Annotated in this window: 16 protein-coding genes; 4 read left to right on the top strand and 12 right to left on the bottom strand. The window is 64.0% G+C overall.

The genetic code is table 11. The annotated features are described in order from the left end of the window. Positions 1–11 precede the first annotated feature (11 nt). Both M1D44_RS07000 and M1D44_RS06995 read left to right on the top strand, forming a co-directional pair. Positions 12–302 carry a DUF4936 family protein gene (locus M1D44_RS07000; RefSeq protein ID WP_024975661.1) on the top strand — a complete coding sequence of 97 codons (291 nt, stop codon included), beginning with the start codon at positions 12–14 and terminating at the stop codon, positions 300–302. 128 nt (positions 303–430) lie between these two features. Next, positions 431–1,246 carry an NRDE family protein gene (locus tag M1D44_RS06995; RefSeq protein ID WP_316853913.1) on the top strand — a complete coding sequence of 272 codons (816 nt, stop codon included), beginning with the start codon at positions 431–433 and terminating at the stop codon, positions 1,244–1,246. A 12-nt stretch (positions 1,247–1,258) separates the two neighbouring features. Here the strand turns inward: M1D44_RS06995 and M1D44_RS06990 are convergent, their stop codons facing one another. Continuing rightward, positions 1,259–2,161 (bottom strand): sterol desaturase family protein, encoded by a 903-nt coding sequence (locus M1D44_RS06990; protein ID WP_024975659.1) that lies wholly within the window; start codon positions 2,159–2,161, stop codon positions 1,259–1,261. A gap of 100 nt (positions 2,162–2,261) precedes the next feature. Between M1D44_RS06990 and M1D44_RS06985 the strand changes: the two genes are divergently transcribed. Continuing rightward, on the top strand, positions 2,262–3,167 hold the full coding sequence (locus M1D44_RS06985; protein WP_316853912.1) for a LysR family transcriptional regulator: 906 nt from the start codon (positions 2,262–2,264) through the stop codon (positions 3,165–3,167). Here the strand turns inward: M1D44_RS06985 and M1D44_RS06980 are convergent. Genes M1D44_RS06980 through M1D44_RS06970 form a run of 3 tightly spaced genes read right to left on the bottom strand, consistent with a single transcriptional unit; the run spans position 3,157 to position 5,059 of the window. Next, positions 3,157–3,609: a GNAT family N-acetyltransferase gene (locus M1D44_RS06980; protein WP_316853911.1), complete on the bottom strand. Its 453-nt coding sequence runs from the start codon at positions 3,607–3,609 to the stop codon at positions 3,157–3,159. The genes M1D44_RS06985 and M1D44_RS06980 overlap by 11 nt on opposite strands. 9 nt (positions 3,610–3,618) lie before the next feature. Further along, positions 3,619–4,056: an acyl-CoA thioesterase gene (locus tag M1D44_RS06975; protein ID WP_024975656.1), complete on the bottom strand. Its 438-nt coding sequence runs from the start codon at positions 4,054–4,056 to the stop codon at positions 3,619–3,621. Positions 4,057–4,078: 22 nt separating this feature from the next. Continuing rightward, positions 4,079–5,059 carry an alpha/beta hydrolase gene (locus tag M1D44_RS06970; RefSeq protein WP_316853910.1) on the bottom strand — a complete coding sequence of 327 codons (981 nt, stop codon included), beginning with the start codon at positions 5,057–5,059 and terminating at the stop codon, positions 4,079–4,081. Positions 5,060–5,168: 109 nt separating this feature from the next. Between M1D44_RS06970 and M1D44_RS06965 the strand changes: the two genes are divergently transcribed. After that, a complete protein-coding gene (locus tag M1D44_RS06965; RefSeq protein WP_316853909.1) occupies positions 5,169–6,317 on the top strand; it encodes an iron-containing alcohol dehydrogenase in 1,149 nt (382 codons plus the stop codon). Between the two features lie 13 nt (positions 6,318–6,330). Here the strand turns inward: M1D44_RS06965 and M1D44_RS06960 are convergent, their stop codons facing one another. The 8 genes from M1D44_RS06960 to M1D44_RS06925 form a co-directional block, all read right to left on the bottom strand. Beyond that, entirely contained in the window at positions 6,331–7,257 is a 927-nt protein-coding gene (locus M1D44_RS06960; RefSeq protein WP_112184818.1) for an alpha/beta fold hydrolase, read from the bottom strand. 29 nt (positions 7,258–7,286) lie between these two features. Then, positions 7,287–8,189, bottom strand: coding sequence for an SDR family oxidoreductase (locus M1D44_RS06955; RefSeq protein WP_024975652.1), 903 nt, complete (start codon positions 8,187–8,189; stop codon positions 7,287–7,289). Positions 8,190–8,245: 56 nt separating this feature from the next. After that, positions 8,246–9,202: a glutathione S-transferase family protein gene (locus tag M1D44_RS06950; RefSeq protein ID WP_316853908.1), complete on the bottom strand. Its 957-nt coding sequence runs from the start codon at positions 9,200–9,202 to the stop codon at positions 8,246–8,248. Between the two features lie 27 nt (positions 9,203–9,229). Then, the gene (locus tag M1D44_RS06945; RefSeq protein WP_024975650.1) at positions 9,230–10,078 is read right to left on the bottom strand and encodes a class II aldolase/adducin family protein; all 849 of its coding nucleotides are present in this window, start codon (positions 10,076–10,078) and stop codon (positions 9,230–9,232) included. Positions 10,079–10,175: 97 nt separating this feature from the next. Further along, positions 10,176–11,186, bottom strand: coding sequence for an NADP-dependent oxidoreductase (locus tag M1D44_RS06940; protein WP_024975649.1), 1,011 nt, complete (start codon positions 11,184–11,186; stop codon positions 10,176–10,178). 45 nt (positions 11,187–11,231) lie between these two features. Next, complete coding sequence (locus M1D44_RS06935) at positions 11,232–12,635, bottom strand: serine hydrolase domain-containing protein (protein WP_316853907.1); 1,404 nt, start codon at positions 12,633–12,635, stop codon at positions 11,232–11,234. Positions 12,636–12,716: 81 nt separating this feature from the next. Continuing rightward, positions 12,717–13,151 carry a PaaI family thioesterase gene (locus M1D44_RS06930; RefSeq protein WP_012762007.1) on the bottom strand — a complete coding sequence of 145 codons (435 nt, stop codon included), beginning with the start codon at positions 13,149–13,151 and terminating at the stop codon, positions 12,717–12,719. Between the two features lie 32 nt (positions 13,152–13,183). Further along, complete coding sequence (locus M1D44_RS06925) at positions 13,184–13,966, bottom strand: SDR family oxidoreductase (protein ID WP_024975647.1); 783 nt, start codon at positions 13,964–13,966, stop codon at positions 13,184–13,186. Between the last annotated feature and the right edge of the window lie 5 nt (positions 13,967–13,971).

Raw genomic sequence — 13,971 nt, 5'->3', positions numbered from 1 at the left:
CGGACTCCACCATGGCCGATCACCTGTTCGTCTACTTCCGCATCGCCGAGCATGACGCCGCTGCTGCCTTGCCGCAGTGGCAGCGTTGGCTCGATACCGTGGAAGAAGCCACAGGCGTGGCAGGCGCCTTGATGCGCCGTCCCGAAACACGCGACGGCCAGGCCACGTGGATGGAATCCTACGACGACGTCCCGCCCGCCTTTGCAGCCACGCTGGCGGCCCTGTGGGAAACCGGCGGCCCGCGTGAATTCGTCGCGGGTGAACGCCATGCAGAGCTGTTTGTCGATCTAGAAAACAGCTGACGGTGCCTTGCCGCAATCGTCATCGCAAAAATTCGGCAGGCTGCTATGCTTGGCCGAAGCCCGCGCAACACAGGCCGTCACATTGACCATTGGCCGTTCGTTGCGCGGCATGTTCAAAGGAAGTGCTCATGTGTTTGATTCTCACGGCCTGGCACGCCCACCCCGACTACGCGCTGGTGGTGGCCGCCAACCGGGACGAATTCTATGACCGCCCTGCAGCGCCGCTGGCGTGGTGGAGCGACGCGCCCAACGTGCTGGCTGGGCGTGACATGGCCCAGGTGGTCGGTCACGCAGGTACGTGGATGGGCATGACGCGCGATGGCCGCTTTGCCGCGCTGACGAACTACCGCGCGCCGTCCGAGCGCCGGCCCGATGCGCGCTCGCGCGGGGAACTCGTCTCGAATTTCCTGACGGCGGACGATATGTCGGTGCCCGCCTATCTCGATAGCCTCACCGCTCGCGACCGCGCATACAACGGCTACAACCTGCTCACCGCCACACGCGACGAACTCTGGTGGACGAGCAACCGCGCCGAAGCACCGCGCAAGCTCGCGCCCGGCCTGTATGGCCTGTCCAACGCATTGCTCGATACGCCGTGGTTCAAGGTGCGGCACCGCATGGCCGCCTTTGCCGAGGCCCTGGCCGCAGATACGGGCCGGCACGGCAATGCGCTGGATGTGGCGCGCTATCTCGATCTGCTGTCGGAAACGCGTGAAGCCCCGACCGCCTCCTTGCCCGCCACGGGCGTGGCGCCCGATTGGGAGAAGCTGCTTTCTGCCGCCTTCATCCGCTCGCCGCGCTATGGCACGCGCGCCAGCACGATCGTGCGTATCCGCCACGATGGCTGCTTTGACGTGACCGAGCGCCGCTTCGACGCGCAAGGCCAGATTGGTGAGACGCGCTACCTCGGCGTGCTCGATACCGTCACGCACGCCGATACGTAAGCGGCGCGCCGCTCAGGCCGCTTCCTGCTTCGCGCTCGCGGCCTGGTCCATTTCCATTTCGGTGACGGCGCCGCCGCCCGGGCGCAATGCAGAATGTTCGCGCTTGGACTGCACCAGCGGATAGAACATCTGCGCCGTCCACCGCTCGGCGCCGAACAGCACGTCATCCTGCAAGCCAATCTTCGCGGGATATTTGCGCGTGATATGCGCCGTGCCAAACAGCACATCCCAGAAAAACAGCAGGTTGCCGAAATTGCCCTTGTAGTGGCCGATGCCATCGGCGTTTGTGAGCGCGTGATGCGCCCAGTGCGTGGCGGGCGTGGAAATCGTCCGCTCGATCACCCACATCAACGGACGCAGCGCGCGGATGCGATACAGCGGTGCATCCCACGGCCAGGCGCAATGTGCGCCAACAATGACGGCCAGCTTGACGACCAGGTACGCCGCATACACCGGCCCAAAGCCCAGGTACACCGCCACACCACCAATCCACAGCCCCGGCATCATCAGGTAGTAGAAAAAGTTGTTGCGGTACGTAATGCGCACGCTCATGTACGACGCGCTGTGATGCGCGCGGTGCAACGGCCACAGCAGCGGCGTGTGCGAAGCGCGGTGCCAGAGGTATTGCGTGAGGTCGTCACCGATGAGCAGCAACCCGGTCATCGCCCACCAGGGCAGATCCGCCCACGCGTTGTGCTGCGCCGGAATGAGCCACTTGCACAGGGCGTTGCTCCCCAGTAGCGCGATCGGCTGCGTGACAGCGACGAGGCTGATAAACATCAGCACCTCGAGCCAGGCATCGTTGGCGGTCGCGCGGCCGCGCACGTTGGCCTGGTAGCGCCGTGTCACGAACTCCATGACGGCAAATCCCAGGATGCAGGCGACGATCAGCGCGTGCTCCATGTGCGAACTCATTGGTGTCTCCTCGCTTTTGTTGTGCAGACAAGCCTAGGAGTGCGCCATCAATGCGTCCAATGCATAATGAACATTTATTTGATGCACAGAACGCAACGCCATGGATTTGCGCCGCCTGAGTCACGTCGTAGCCCTCGCCGATACGCTGCACTTCGCGCGTGCCGCGCAAGCGGTGCATCTGAGCCAGCCCGCATTCAGCCGGAGCATCCAGGCGATTGAAGACGATCTCGGCATCCGCCTGTTCGATCGCGAAACCGGTAACGTGCGCCCCACGCCCGCCGGCGAATTCGTCATCGAACGCGCGCGGCGCCTGCTGTTCGAGGCGCGCTGCCTGCAACGCGACGTTGATCTGTATCGCGACAGCCAGCTCGGCGACACGGCCTTCGGTGTGGGGCCGCTGCTGACGGCAACGCTTATGCCCCGGGCACTCCAGGAACTGCGGCAGCAGCACCCGCAAGTCGCCCTGCGCATGGAGGTCGGCAATTGGGTGCAATTGCTGGAGAGCCTGCGTAGCGAGAACATCGAATTCTTCGCCGCCGACGTGCGCGACATGCCGAAAGACGCCGCGCTCGATATCCAATTGATTGGAGGCCAGCCCCCTCACCTGTACGCGCGCGCTGGCCACCCGCTAGCAGGGCACACGCACACGCTGCGTGAGGTCTGGGAATACGGCATTGCCGTACCGAAGCTCCTCAGCCCATCCAAGGTGGAGCTGGCGATGCTGCTTGGCCTGCCAGCCGGTCAGGAGGCCAGCATCGCGCTGGAGTGCGACAACTACGGCGTATTGAAGACGGTGGCGCTCACGACGGACACCGTGCTGGGTGCTACGGACGCAGCGGTGCAGGACGAGTTGGAAGCCGGTGCGCTGGTGCGGCTGGCGGTGAAGGGTTGGCTATCGCCGCCATCCACGACGGGAATCGTGCGGCTGCACGGCAGAACCGCGTCGCCGGCAGCGCAGGTGGCCATCGCAGCCATTGCGAGGGCCGCCCAGGACATCAACGTGTAAGCATGCGGCGCATGGTCCGGTGCGGAATGCCGGCCTCTTCAAACTCTTCGCCCTCGGCCGTAAAGCCCGCACGTACATAGAACGGCATGGCGTGGGTTTGCGCGTTCAGGATCAGCTCGGGGTAACCCAGCGACTGCGCCTTGTCGATCAGGGCCTCCAGCACGCGCGCGCCAACGCCCGTGCCCCGCGCCTCCTTGCGCACCGCCATCCGGCCGATATGGCCGTCGGGCAGCAGGCGGCCCGTGGCGACAGCGCGCCCGGCCGTGTCATGTGCCAGCGCGTGCCAGCACTGGTCATCCCACGCGTCCCACTCCAGTTCAACGGGCACGCCTTGTTCGGTGACAAACACGTCGTAGCGGATGGCGCGGGCTTCTTCGCGCACGGCGTCCCAGCGGTCGACTTCAATGCCGGCAAGCGGGCGGACAGATTCAGGGGCAGTCATGCTCAGTTCTCACACTTCAGGCTTCAGAACTTCAAAGTTCAGGATGCGTTCGCGCAGCGTATCGGGAATCGGCGCGGAGGTCTGCGTGGCAGGGTCGGCACACACATAGATGACCTCGCCGGTGACGAGATGCTCGTCTGCGCGATACATCTCGATGATAAAGCGCATGCTGGAGCGGCCCAGACGCGCCACACGGCAGCGCAGGTCCAGCTCGTCGTCAAAGCGCGCGGAGGCATGATATTCGAGCGTGGATTTGACCACGTAGAAATCCACGCCAAAGGTGTCGACCACATCCACCGGATACCGCACGCCGATGCTGCGCCAGTATTCGGTGATGCACACATCGGCGTACAGCAGGTAGTGGCCATTGAAGACGATGCTCTGCGCATCGACTTCGGCCCAGCGTACGCGCAGCGGCGTGCTGTGGCGGAAATCCTCGATCGCCATGTGGTCTCCTCTTGTGCTCGGGTTATGGGGATTCGGTCTCGGTGCCGAAGGCGCGGCGTAACGCATTGGCGGCGTCGCGGTGCGCATCTTCCACAGCCGGCACGAAGCGCCCCATCTTGAAGAAGTCGTGAATCATGCCTTCGTACAGTTTCAGCTCGACCGGGACCTCCGCTGCGCGCAGCTTGTTGGCGTAGCCGATGCCGGCATCGCGGATCGGGTCGAAGCCAGCCACGGCAATCCACGCGGGGCACACGCCGGTTACGTCTGCGCCGTGGCCACCGGCGTCCAGCGGGGCGAACCGCCAGTCGTCGCGGTCGGCATCGCTGCGCAGGTATTGCGAGAAGAACCAGTGGATCATCTCCTGCGTGAGCAAATAGCCCTCGGCAAACTCACGATGCGACGGCGTGGATTCACGCGCGGTGGTGCCGGGGTAGATCAGCAGTTGCAGCACCGGTGCCAAGCCGCGATTGCGTGCCTCAATGGCACTGACCGCGGCAAGCGTCCCGCCCGCGCTGTCGCCGCCGAAAGCGATGCGGGCTGGGTCGGCGCCGATGGTGGCGGCCTCATCGAACACCCACTGCAGCACGTCGAACGCGTCGTTCGCTGCGGTTGGAAATTTCCACTCGGGCCCAAGCCGGTAATCTACCGACAACACCATCGCGCCCGATTTGGCCGCCAGCGACCGGCAAAGCTGGTCGTGCGTCTTGATGCTGCCCACGGTAAAACCGCCGCCGTGGAAATACACCAGCAGCGGCAATGGATCTGCCCAGCTGGCTTCGCGCGCCGCGTATGTGCGAATGGGGATGACATGGCCATCGCGCGCCGTTACCGTCAGGTCGTGCACGGCTTCCAGCGGGATGGCCGGGATGTCGACAATGGGGCTGCTCTTTTCGTAGGCGATCTTGGCGTCGGCTGGGTCAAGGGCATTCAGCGGCGGACGCTTGGCACGCGCAACCAGATCGAGTAACTGGGCGACGTGCGAGTCGAGAGACGGGTGCTGCATGAGGGCGGGAACTGAACGATCGTTCTAATTTGGCTATCATCGGAGTATCCATTGAACCACGCCCGCACGACAAGACGGGCGACACCGACAATCACCATCCGGAGACAGCATGGCCCTCATCTTCTACCTCACCCACGTTCACCTCGGCTTTGGCACCGTCAACGAACTGAAAAGCGAATGCGCACGCGTGGGCATCCGACGGCCGATGATCGTGACCGACAAAGGCGTGGCCGCCGCCGGACTTGCACAGCGCGCGATTGACGCCACGGGCGGCCTGCCCGTCATCGTGTTCGACGAGACGCCTTCCAACCCGACCGAGGCGATGGTGCTGAAGGCCACCGCGCAATACAAAGACGCCGGTTGCGACGGGCTGATCGCCATCGGCGGTGGTTCGTCGATCGATTTGGCCAAGGGGATTGCGATTGCCGCCACGCACCCCGAGCCGCTCACCACCTACGCGACCATCGAGGGCGGCAGCACGAAGATCACCGAAGAGGCGGCGCCGTTGATTGCGATTCCCACCACGGCCGGTACCGGCAGCGAGGTGGCACGTGGCGCGATCATCATTCTGGAAGACGGCCGCAAGCTTGGCTTCCACTCGTGGCACCTGCTGCCCAAGTCAGCCATCTGCGATGCGGAACTGACGCTGGGTCTGCCGCCCGCGTTGACGGCCGCCACCGGCATGGATGCGATTGCGCATTGCATCGAGACCTTTCTCGCACCCGCGTTCAACCCGCCAGCGGACGGCATTGCGCTGGATGGCCTCGAACGTGCGTGGGCCAACATCGAACGTGCCACGCGCGATGGTGCCGACCGCGATGCGCGGCTGAACATGATGAGCGCGTCGATGCAGGGCGCAATGGCGTTCCAGAAGGGGCTGGGGTGCGTGCATTCGTTATCGCACCCGCTGGGCGGCGTAAAGGTCGATGGCAAGACAGGGCTGCATCACGGCACGCTCAACGCGGTGGTGCTGCCGGCGGTGTTGCGCTTCAACGAGACGGCCGAGACGGTGGTGCGAGACAACCGCTATGCGCGCATGCGCCGCGTGATGAATCTGCCGGCCGGCGCGGACCTCGCCCAGGCGGTGCATGACCTGACGGCGCGCCTCGGCCTGCCGACCGGCCTGCGCCAGATGGGCGTGCCGGAAGATGCGCTGGAACACGTGGTGGAAGGCGCCTTGCTCGACCACTGCCACAAGACCAACCCGCGCATCGCCACGGCCGACGACTACCGCCGCATGCTGGCGGAGTCGATGTAACTAACTCAGGCGCTCAGGAAACGAATGACCGGATCAGCGCGGTAATGCGCTCCGGTTGTTCGTGCACGACCCAGTGCGTACCGTCGGGAATCCGCTCCAGGCGCATGTCGGGAATGAAGCGCTCCAGCCCATTGAGCAGGCTTTTCGGCAGTGCCATGTCCATCTCGCCCCAGATCACGAGCGTGGGCACCTTCACGACAAACGCCTCGGGTGGCATCTGGTCAATGCGCAACGGCGCAACGCCCTCGGTAGGCGGATGCAACGGTGAGGCGCGGTAGTAGTTCACGCCGCCGGTCAGGCCGTGGGAACCGCCCTCGCCCGGCTGGCTCCAGGCGGCGTGATAGCGCGCTCGCACCTCGGGCGTGAACCATTCCGCCACCGGCTGCCCCATGCCGTGAAAGAAACCTTCGAGCTTTTCAAAGTCATTGGCGGCCAGCGCGTCTTCCGAACCCGGCTGGCGCAGCCAGTTCATATACGCCGATGAAGCCTGCTGCGCCGGATCGCTGAGCAGCGCATTCGCAAACACCCACGGATGCGGCGAATTGACGATCACCAGTCGCTCGACCAATTCCGGATGTTGGATGGCAAGGTTCCAGCAGATGGCCCCGCCCCAGTCGTGCGCCACCACGATGGCACGCTCGTAGCCCAGCGCCGTGATGAACTGCGTCAGATCCTGCACCAGGAACTTCGGACGATACGCATCCACCGCCGCCGGCTTGCTCGACAGGTTGTAGCCGCGCATGTCGGGTGCAACGGCAAAGTGCGTGTCGCCAAACGCAGCAAGCTGCGCTTCCCACTCGTACCAGAACTCCGGAAAACCGTGAACGAACAGCATCAGCGGCGCGCCACGCTTGCCGGCGCTGGCGTAATGCAGCCGCGTGCCGTTAGGCAGATCGGCGAATTGCGATTCCGTGATAGCGGCGGCGGTAGCAGTGTTCATGGCGATTCCGGAGTCATGGAAATGTGTGGTTACCCGCGTAGCGCATCGACCAGGCGCGCACGCACGTCGGGCTTGCCTTCAAACGGATCAGACGGATTGCGCTGCGAGATGATGTCTTCAAAGCGATGCTGCACTGGCGCCAGCGCATGCGGGTGCGAGTAGATGTAGAAGCCGGCGTTGCGGATCGCGTCAAAGGTCATCTGGCCGACTTGCTCGGCAGTGACCTTGCCGGAACTGACAGCCTTCTCCGACATGGCCCGCGAAACCAACTGCGACTTGGTGGGCGGCGCCGTGTTGGCCAAATCCTGCGGCCGGTTGCGGTCAGACTGCGTAATACCGGTCGGCACGAAGTACGGGCACAGCACCGAGCAATGGATCTGCTCGGTCACCAGGCTCAAGTCCTGATACAGCGATTCGGACAGCGCCACCACCGCGTGCTTGGACACGTTATAGATGCCCATGGCCGGCGCATTCAGCAGCCCCGCCATCGAGGCCGTATTGACAATATGGCCCTCGTACGACGGATCTTTCTTGGCGGCTTCCAGCATCAGCGGCGTGAAGATGCGTACACCGTGAATGACGCCGTGCAAGTTCACGCCGAGCACCCAATCCCAGTCGCGCTCGGTGTTTTCCCAGATGAGACCACCGGCGCCCACGCCGGCGTTGTTGAACAGCAGGTTCACTTTGCCGAACGCCTTGATGGCCGCATCGGCCAGCGCCTGCACATCTTCCACCTTCGACACGTCGACGCGCAGGCCAATCACTTCCACGCCCTGCGCCGAGAATTCGGCCACGGCGGCATCCAGCGCATCCTGCTGGATATCGGCCAGCACCAGCTTCATGCCCAAACTGGCGCCGATCTTGGCGAACTCCTTGCCGAAACCCGACGCACCGCCCGTGATGACGGCCACACCGCCTGCGAATTGCTTCATACGTGTCTCACTGATGTCGTTGTAATAGGAAAGGCGATCGAAATGGCGCAGCCGTATCAGCCTGCCGCCTCAACCTTGCGCACGGCGTAACCCACGCGCGGAAAATGCACCACCACTTGGCCGACGCGCGGGTCTTCGCGCAGCACGCCGACGCTGTCGCGTGTGGAGACCACGAGGTCCCCTTCGACGGGATCAACGCCGTAATCAACCGCGGCCACCGTCACGCGCGTGCCCTTGGGCAAGCCGTGGCTGTCGTCGAAGGTGGCGTTCGTTTCAGTCAGCGCGCGTGGTGTGGCGGCCTTGGCAATATCCAACGCTTCGGCAGGCGTCATCGGTTGCGCTTGCGAGTGACCGAATGCCGCGACGCGATGCATCCATGCGACGACTTCGGGGTGCGCATCGAGAATGCCCGCCACCGCCGTCGCGCGGCGGATGAACCACAGGCAGTGGTAGACGGAAAAATCGGCCACGGTCGGCTGCTCGCCAAACAGGAAGATGCGTTCGCCTGTCGCAAACTGCCGCTCCAACTGAGCAAGGAACACCTGCAGCGTGGAGGTGGCTTCCGGCAGCGGCGTGCGCAAGCCGGTGCCGCCCACACGCATTGCTTTGCGGTCTTCCACGAAGGCTTTGACGAAGGCTTCCGGCGCGTCGCCGAACAGGCTCTGGAAGCCCGCCGGCTGCGTCACGAAAGTTGCGGTGGCCCAGAACAACGTCGTATCAGCCCACTGCGCCATCGAAAACACCGATGCGGCATGGTCTGCGGGATACAGCGTCGGGGCGGGATGAATCGACTCCAGCACCTGCGCGATCAGCGCGGTATCGCAATAGATGTCCGCGCCGATCTGCAGGAACGGCGTGCGCCGGTAGCCGCCGGTGAGCGGCATCACGTCCGGCTTGGGCAGGATCACGGGCACCGTGACGGACTTCCACGGCTGGTCCTTGTAGCCAAGGATCAAGCGCACCTTCTCTGAAAACGGCGAGGTGGCGTAGTGATGCAGGATCAAGTCCGTCATGCGTGCTCCAGAAATTTGTAATGCCGATCAGTCGAGCAGATCGGGTTGTTCTTTGACGATGCGCGCATATAGCGGCTGGAACTGGAACCACCCCGCCTGCGCCGATCCGACGATGGAATACGCCTGACGGGCAGCGGCATCGGAAATCGTGCGCGGTGCGTCGCCGGTGCGCGCCGCAGCGGCTTCGGCCAGCAACTGCACCTGGCAGGAGCGCTCCATCGTGATGAACCACCACGCTGCTTCATCGACCGTCTTGCCGACCGTCAGCAGGCCGTGGTTCTGCAGGATCGCAGCCTTGTTGTCACCCAGGGCCTCTGCAATGCGCTGGCCTTCGTCCAGTTCGACCACCACGCCGCCGAAATCGTCGTACAGGGCATGGTCGCCATAGAAAGCGCACACGTCTTGCGTGAGCGGATCGAGCTTGCGGCCGAGCGTCGACCACGCGCGACCGTATGTGCTGTGCGAGTGCGCAGCGGCCACCGCATCGGGCCGCGCCTGATGCACCCGCGAGTGAATCGCAAACGCGGCGGCGTTGACGGGGTAATCGCCTTCCACCACGTTGCCATGGTGATCGCAGCGGATGAGGTTCGACACCGTCACCTGGCTGAAATGCACACCGAAGGGGTTCACCCAGAAGCTGTCCTGGTGTTCCGGATCGCGCGCCGTGATGTGCCCGGCCACGCCTTCGTCGAAGCCGAATTTGGAGAACAGGCGGAACGCTGCAGCCAGACGCTGTTTGCGGTGCAGGCGCTCTTCTTCAACCGTGGCGAATTGCGGCGGGCGCGGCAGGTTGCGGTAGCGGGCTGCGGCCTCGGGGCTGAGGTTGGCCGTCATGCTGTCGGGCCGCTTGGCCTGTGCGGTTTCAGGTGCGTTCATGGTGTCTCCTTCACGCGTTCGTTGTGGGTGGGGCCATTCTGTGGCGGCCCTCGCCCGGCGGACTGTCAAGCGATTGACAGTCCGCGTGCGGCTCAACTCAAACGAGCTTGACGAGTTGCTTGCCGAAGTTCTTGCCCTTGAGCAGGCCCATGAACGCTTCCGGTGCGCTCGCCAAGCCCTCTGCCACGCTCTCGCGGAACTTCAGCTTGCCCTGCGCCACGAAACCGCCCAGCTCGCGCAGTGCTTCCGGCCACACGTCCATGTGTTCGGAGACGATGAAGCCCTCGATGGTCAGGCGCGACACCAGGATCAATTGCGGGTTCTGCAGCGGCAGCGGCTGGCCGTCATAGCCGGCGATCATGCCGCACATGGCGATGCGGCCGAATGCGTTCATGCGCGACAGCACGGCATCCAGGATCGAGCCACCCACGTTCTCGAAATACGAGTCGATGCCATCGGGCGTCGCCTCTTTGAGCATCTTGTACAGCTCCTTCGGGTCCTTGGCGGCCTTGTAGTCGATGCAGGCATCAAAGCCCAGTTCGTTGACCACGTAGTCGCACTTGTCCTTGCCACCGGCAAAGCCCACGGCGCGGCAGCCCTTGAGCTTGGCAAGCTGGCCGACCACGCTGCCGACGGCACCCGAAGCGGCGCTCACCGCCACGGTCTGGCCGGGCTTGGGCAGCATGATCTTGTTCAGGCCATACCACGCCGTCACGCCCGGCATACCGACTGAACCGAGATACGCCGACAGCGGAATGTGGCGCGTATCAACCTTCTGGATGCCACGGCCGTCAGACACGCCAACCTCTTGCCAGCCGAACATGCCGACGACGTTGTCGCCCACGGCAAACGACGGGTTCTTGGACGCTTCCACCACGCCAACGGTGCCGCCGATCATCACTTCGTCTAGCGGCTGCGGCTGCGCATACGACTTGCTGTCGTTCATGCGGCCGCGCATGTACGGATCGAGCGACAGGAAATGGTTGCGCACCAGCACCTGGCCGTCCTGCAGTTCCGGAATCTCCACCGTCTCCAGGCGGAAGTTGTCGGGTGTCACGGCTCCTTGCGGGCGCGAAGCCAGAACGATGCGCTGATAGGTCTTCGACATGAAAAAACGCTCCTGAATATCGGATATCGGTGTTGGGTCGAGGTGTTACTTGTGTTGCATGAAGTACTCGGCCAGCGCCGCATACGCGCGGTGCGTGACCGGATCATTGGCCGCATTGGCGGCGATCGGGTGCGAGGCATAGCGCACGATCGTCATCTGGGCCACCGGATCAATATAGATGCGCTGGCCATGGATGCCCCGCGCTTCGAACGTGTGGTGGTCGTTGCTCGAAACCCACCACATGTTGCGATACGAATAGCCGGGCAGCGTCGTGTAGCCTGCCTTGGCAAATTTGGCCGGGTCGCCGCCGCGGCGGATGTCTTCGATCACGCTCTTGGGCAGGATCTGCTTGCCGTTGAAGCGGCCATCGTTGCGGATCATCTCGCCGAAGCGCGCCAGATCGCGCAGCGTGGTGTTCAGGCCGCCGCCGCCCGATTCCGTACCGATGCTGTCGACCGAGAAGTACGCGTCATCCTGTGCACCCATCGGTTGCCAGATACGCTCGGACAGCAGCGCCGCCAGCGACTTGTTCGACGCGCGGCGTACGATCCACGCCAGCGTTTCAGCGTTGACGGTCTTGTACGAGAACTCCGCGTCGTGCTCGCCTTCCTTGCGCAGCGTCGTCAGGTAGTCGTAGAAATTGTCGGGGCCCTTGTAGCCGGCCGGGCGCGGCAGCATGCCGCCGGCGCGGGCGTAGGCCCAGACATCGGCGTTCGGGTCGGCATAGTTTTCGGAGTAATGCACACCCACGGTCATATCCATGACCTGGCGCACGGTGGCGTCGCCGTAGGCGGTGTCCTTCAGTTCCGGCACGTACTGCGTAACGGGCGCGGCCGGATCGAGCTTGCCGTCGGCCACCAGCATGGCGGCCAGTGTGCCGACAAACGATTTCGTGACCGACATGGCAATGTGCTGCGTATGCGCATCGAGCGCTCCAAAGTAGCGCTCGTAGACCACCTTGCCCTTGTGCATGACGAGGATGCCGTCGGTGTAGGTCAGCTTGAGCGCTTCGGCAAACGTGCGGCGCGTGCCGTTCGGATCCGTAAACAGCACGCCGCTGATGTCACGCTCGGCGCGGGGGAGCTTGCTGACGGGGCCATCGCCGCGCCATACCACGCGCGTCGGCACGAGCTCACGCACATGGCTGTAGCCATAGCGCGTGCGCGGGAACATATTGCCCGCGAGGTCAAAGCGGATGATGCGATCAGGTGGCGGCGGGAAGCCCTGCATCCAGCCCATCTTGTTCGGATCAGATTCGTCGGCCGTGAGCGGCTTCTGCATCGGCGGATTGGGCGCCGGCGGCGGCTGCACGGCGGTCGATGCACTGGCAGCCGGTGCGTCGGCCGGCGCGGGGTTGGAGGCGCATCCTTCCAGGGTCATGGTCAGTCCGGTGCAGCAAAGCAGGGTGATGGCAAGGGCAGACGCCGTGCGCCGCGCAGGTTGTTGCATGCTTGTCTCCGTGGTTGCTCTTCTTGTGTGTCGGACGCTGTCCGATGTGCAACTGGGTACTGCAACTGCCGTGTGGTCTGGTCAGCCGTCGGCGCCGGGTTCTGGGGTGCGCGGCGGCGGCATACGCTTGACGAACTTGAACGTGCCCGAGCCGCGAGCGACCAGCTTGTCATCGGCATCACGCACCTCGCCCTCGCAGAACGCCATGGTGGTGGACTGATGCACGCAACGGGCGCTGGCCTTGAGCGTGCCGCGCCCGGGCTGCATGAACGCCGTCTTCATCTCGATCGTCACCACGCCGCGGCCGTGCACGTCGGCCGAGCGGCCGGCCATGGCCATGGCGACGTCGAGCATCGTCATGGTCACGCCGCCGTGGGCCATTTCCCAGCTGTTCATGTGCTGCGCTTCGAGGGCAAGCTCGACCACGCCCTCGCCATCGGCCACCTTCAGGCAGCGCATGCCGAGAAGCTTCAGGAAAGGGATGTCGATCGGAAAACCGTTGTTGTCTGCGTTCATGCTGCGTCAGAAAGAGTGAGAAGCAGCCGAAATTAGACCACGCTCACGCCGCCGTCGACGGCAAGAATCTGGCCAGTGATGTGCTTGGAGGCATCCGACGCAAACAACGCAGCCACACCCTTGAGGTCTTCGTCGTCGCCGATGCGATGCAGCGGCGAGCGCTCGGCCAGCTTGTCCACACCGAGCTTTTCCAGCGAGCCGCGCGTCATCTTCGACGGGAAGAAGCCCGGCGCAATGGCGTTGACGGTGATGTTGTGCTCGCCCCACTCACCGGCCAGCGCGCGCGTGAAATTGACCACCGCGCCCTTGCTTGTGTTGTAGGCAATCGTGTCCAGCGAGCCCGGCGGATTGCCCTTCAGGCCCGCAATCGACGCCACATTGACGATCTTTCCGTACTTGCGCGGGATCATCGAACGCTTGCCGATCTGCTGCGTGAGCAGGAACAGGCCGCGGATGTTCAGGTTCATCACCTTGTCCCAGGCTTCGACCGGGTGGTCTTCCGCCGGCGAGCCCCACGTTGCGCCCGCGTTGTTGACGAGAATGTCAATGTGGCCGAGCTTGGCCAGCGCCTCGTCGGCCAGGCGCTGAATGTCGGCTTCGATGGCGCCGTCAGCGGCAATCCAGTCGGCCTCGATGCCGAGCGACTTCAGATGTGCCTGCGCTTCCTTCAGTTCATCGGCCTTGCGGGCAGATAGAACGATGCGCGCGCCCTGCTCGCCTAGCGCTTCGGCAATCTGCAGGCCGAGCCCGCGTGAGCCGCCGGTGATGAGCGCCGTCTTGCCGGAAAGATCAAACAGATGCTTGAGCGTACCCATGGTGT

Source organism: Ralstonia sp. SA306, assembly GCF_054792405.1.
The sequence above is the reverse complement of the archived record's forward strand: the minus strand, read 5'-3'. Positions and strand labels throughout refer to the sequence as shown.

Bases quoted from the DNA above. Each gene is read 5' to 3' on its own strand.
- M1D44_RS07000 (WP_024975661.1), top strand. From the start codon at position 12: ATGGCCGATCACCTGTTCGTCTACTTCCGCATCGCCGAGCATGACGCC.
- M1D44_RS06995 (WP_316853913.1), top strand. From the start codon at position 431: ATGTGTTTGATTCTCACGGCCTGGCACGCCCACCCCGACTACGCGCTG.
- M1D44_RS06990 (WP_024975659.1), bottom strand. From the start codon at position 2,161: ATGAGTTCGCACATGGAGCACGCGCTGATCGTCGCCTGCATCCTGGGA.
- M1D44_RS06985 (WP_316853912.1), top strand. From the start codon at position 2,262: ATGGATTTGCGCCGCCTGAGTCACGTCGTAGCCCTCGCCGATACGCTG.
- M1D44_RS06980 (WP_316853911.1), bottom strand. From the start codon at position 3,609: ATGACTGCCCCTGAATCTGTCCGCCCGCTTGCCGGCATTGAAGTCGAC.
- M1D44_RS06975 (WP_024975656.1), bottom strand. From the start codon at position 4,056: ATGGCGATCGAGGATTTCCGCCACAGCACGCCGCTGCGCGTACGCTGG.
- M1D44_RS06970 (WP_316853910.1), bottom strand. From the start codon at position 5,059: ATGCAGCACCCGTCTCTCGACTCGCACGTCGCCCAGTTACTCGATCTG.
- M1D44_RS06965 (WP_316853909.1), top strand. From the start codon at position 5,169: ATGGCCCTCATCTTCTACCTCACCCACGTTCACCTCGGCTTTGGCACC.
- M1D44_RS06960 (WP_112184818.1), bottom strand. From the start codon at position 7,257: ATGAACACTGCTACCGCCGCCGCTATCACGGAATCGCAATTCGCCGAT.
- M1D44_RS06955 (WP_024975652.1), bottom strand. From the start codon at position 8,189: ATGAAGCAATTCGCAGGCGGTGTGGCCGTCATCACGGGCGGTGCGTCG.
- M1D44_RS06950 (WP_316853908.1), bottom strand. From the start codon at position 9,202: ATGACGGACTTGATCCTGCATCACTACGCCACCTCGCCGTTTTCAGAG.
- M1D44_RS06945 (WP_024975650.1), bottom strand. From the start codon at position 10,078: ATGAACGCACCTGAAACCGCACAGGCCAAGCGGCCCGACAGCATGACG.
- M1D44_RS06940 (WP_024975649.1), bottom strand. From the start codon at position 11,186: ATGTCGAAGACCTATCAGCGCATCGTTCTGGCTTCGCGCCCGCAAGGA.
- M1D44_RS06935 (WP_316853907.1), bottom strand. From the start codon at position 12,635: ATGCAACAACCTGCGCGGCGCACGGCGTCTGCCCTTGCCATCACCCTG.
- M1D44_RS06930 (WP_012762007.1), bottom strand. From the start codon at position 13,151: ATGAACGCAGACAACAACGGTTTTCCGATCGACATCCCTTTCCTGAAG.
- M1D44_RS06925 (WP_024975647.1), bottom strand. From the start codon at position 13,966: ATGGGTACGCTCAAGCATCTGTTTGATCTTTCCGGCAAGACGGCGCTC.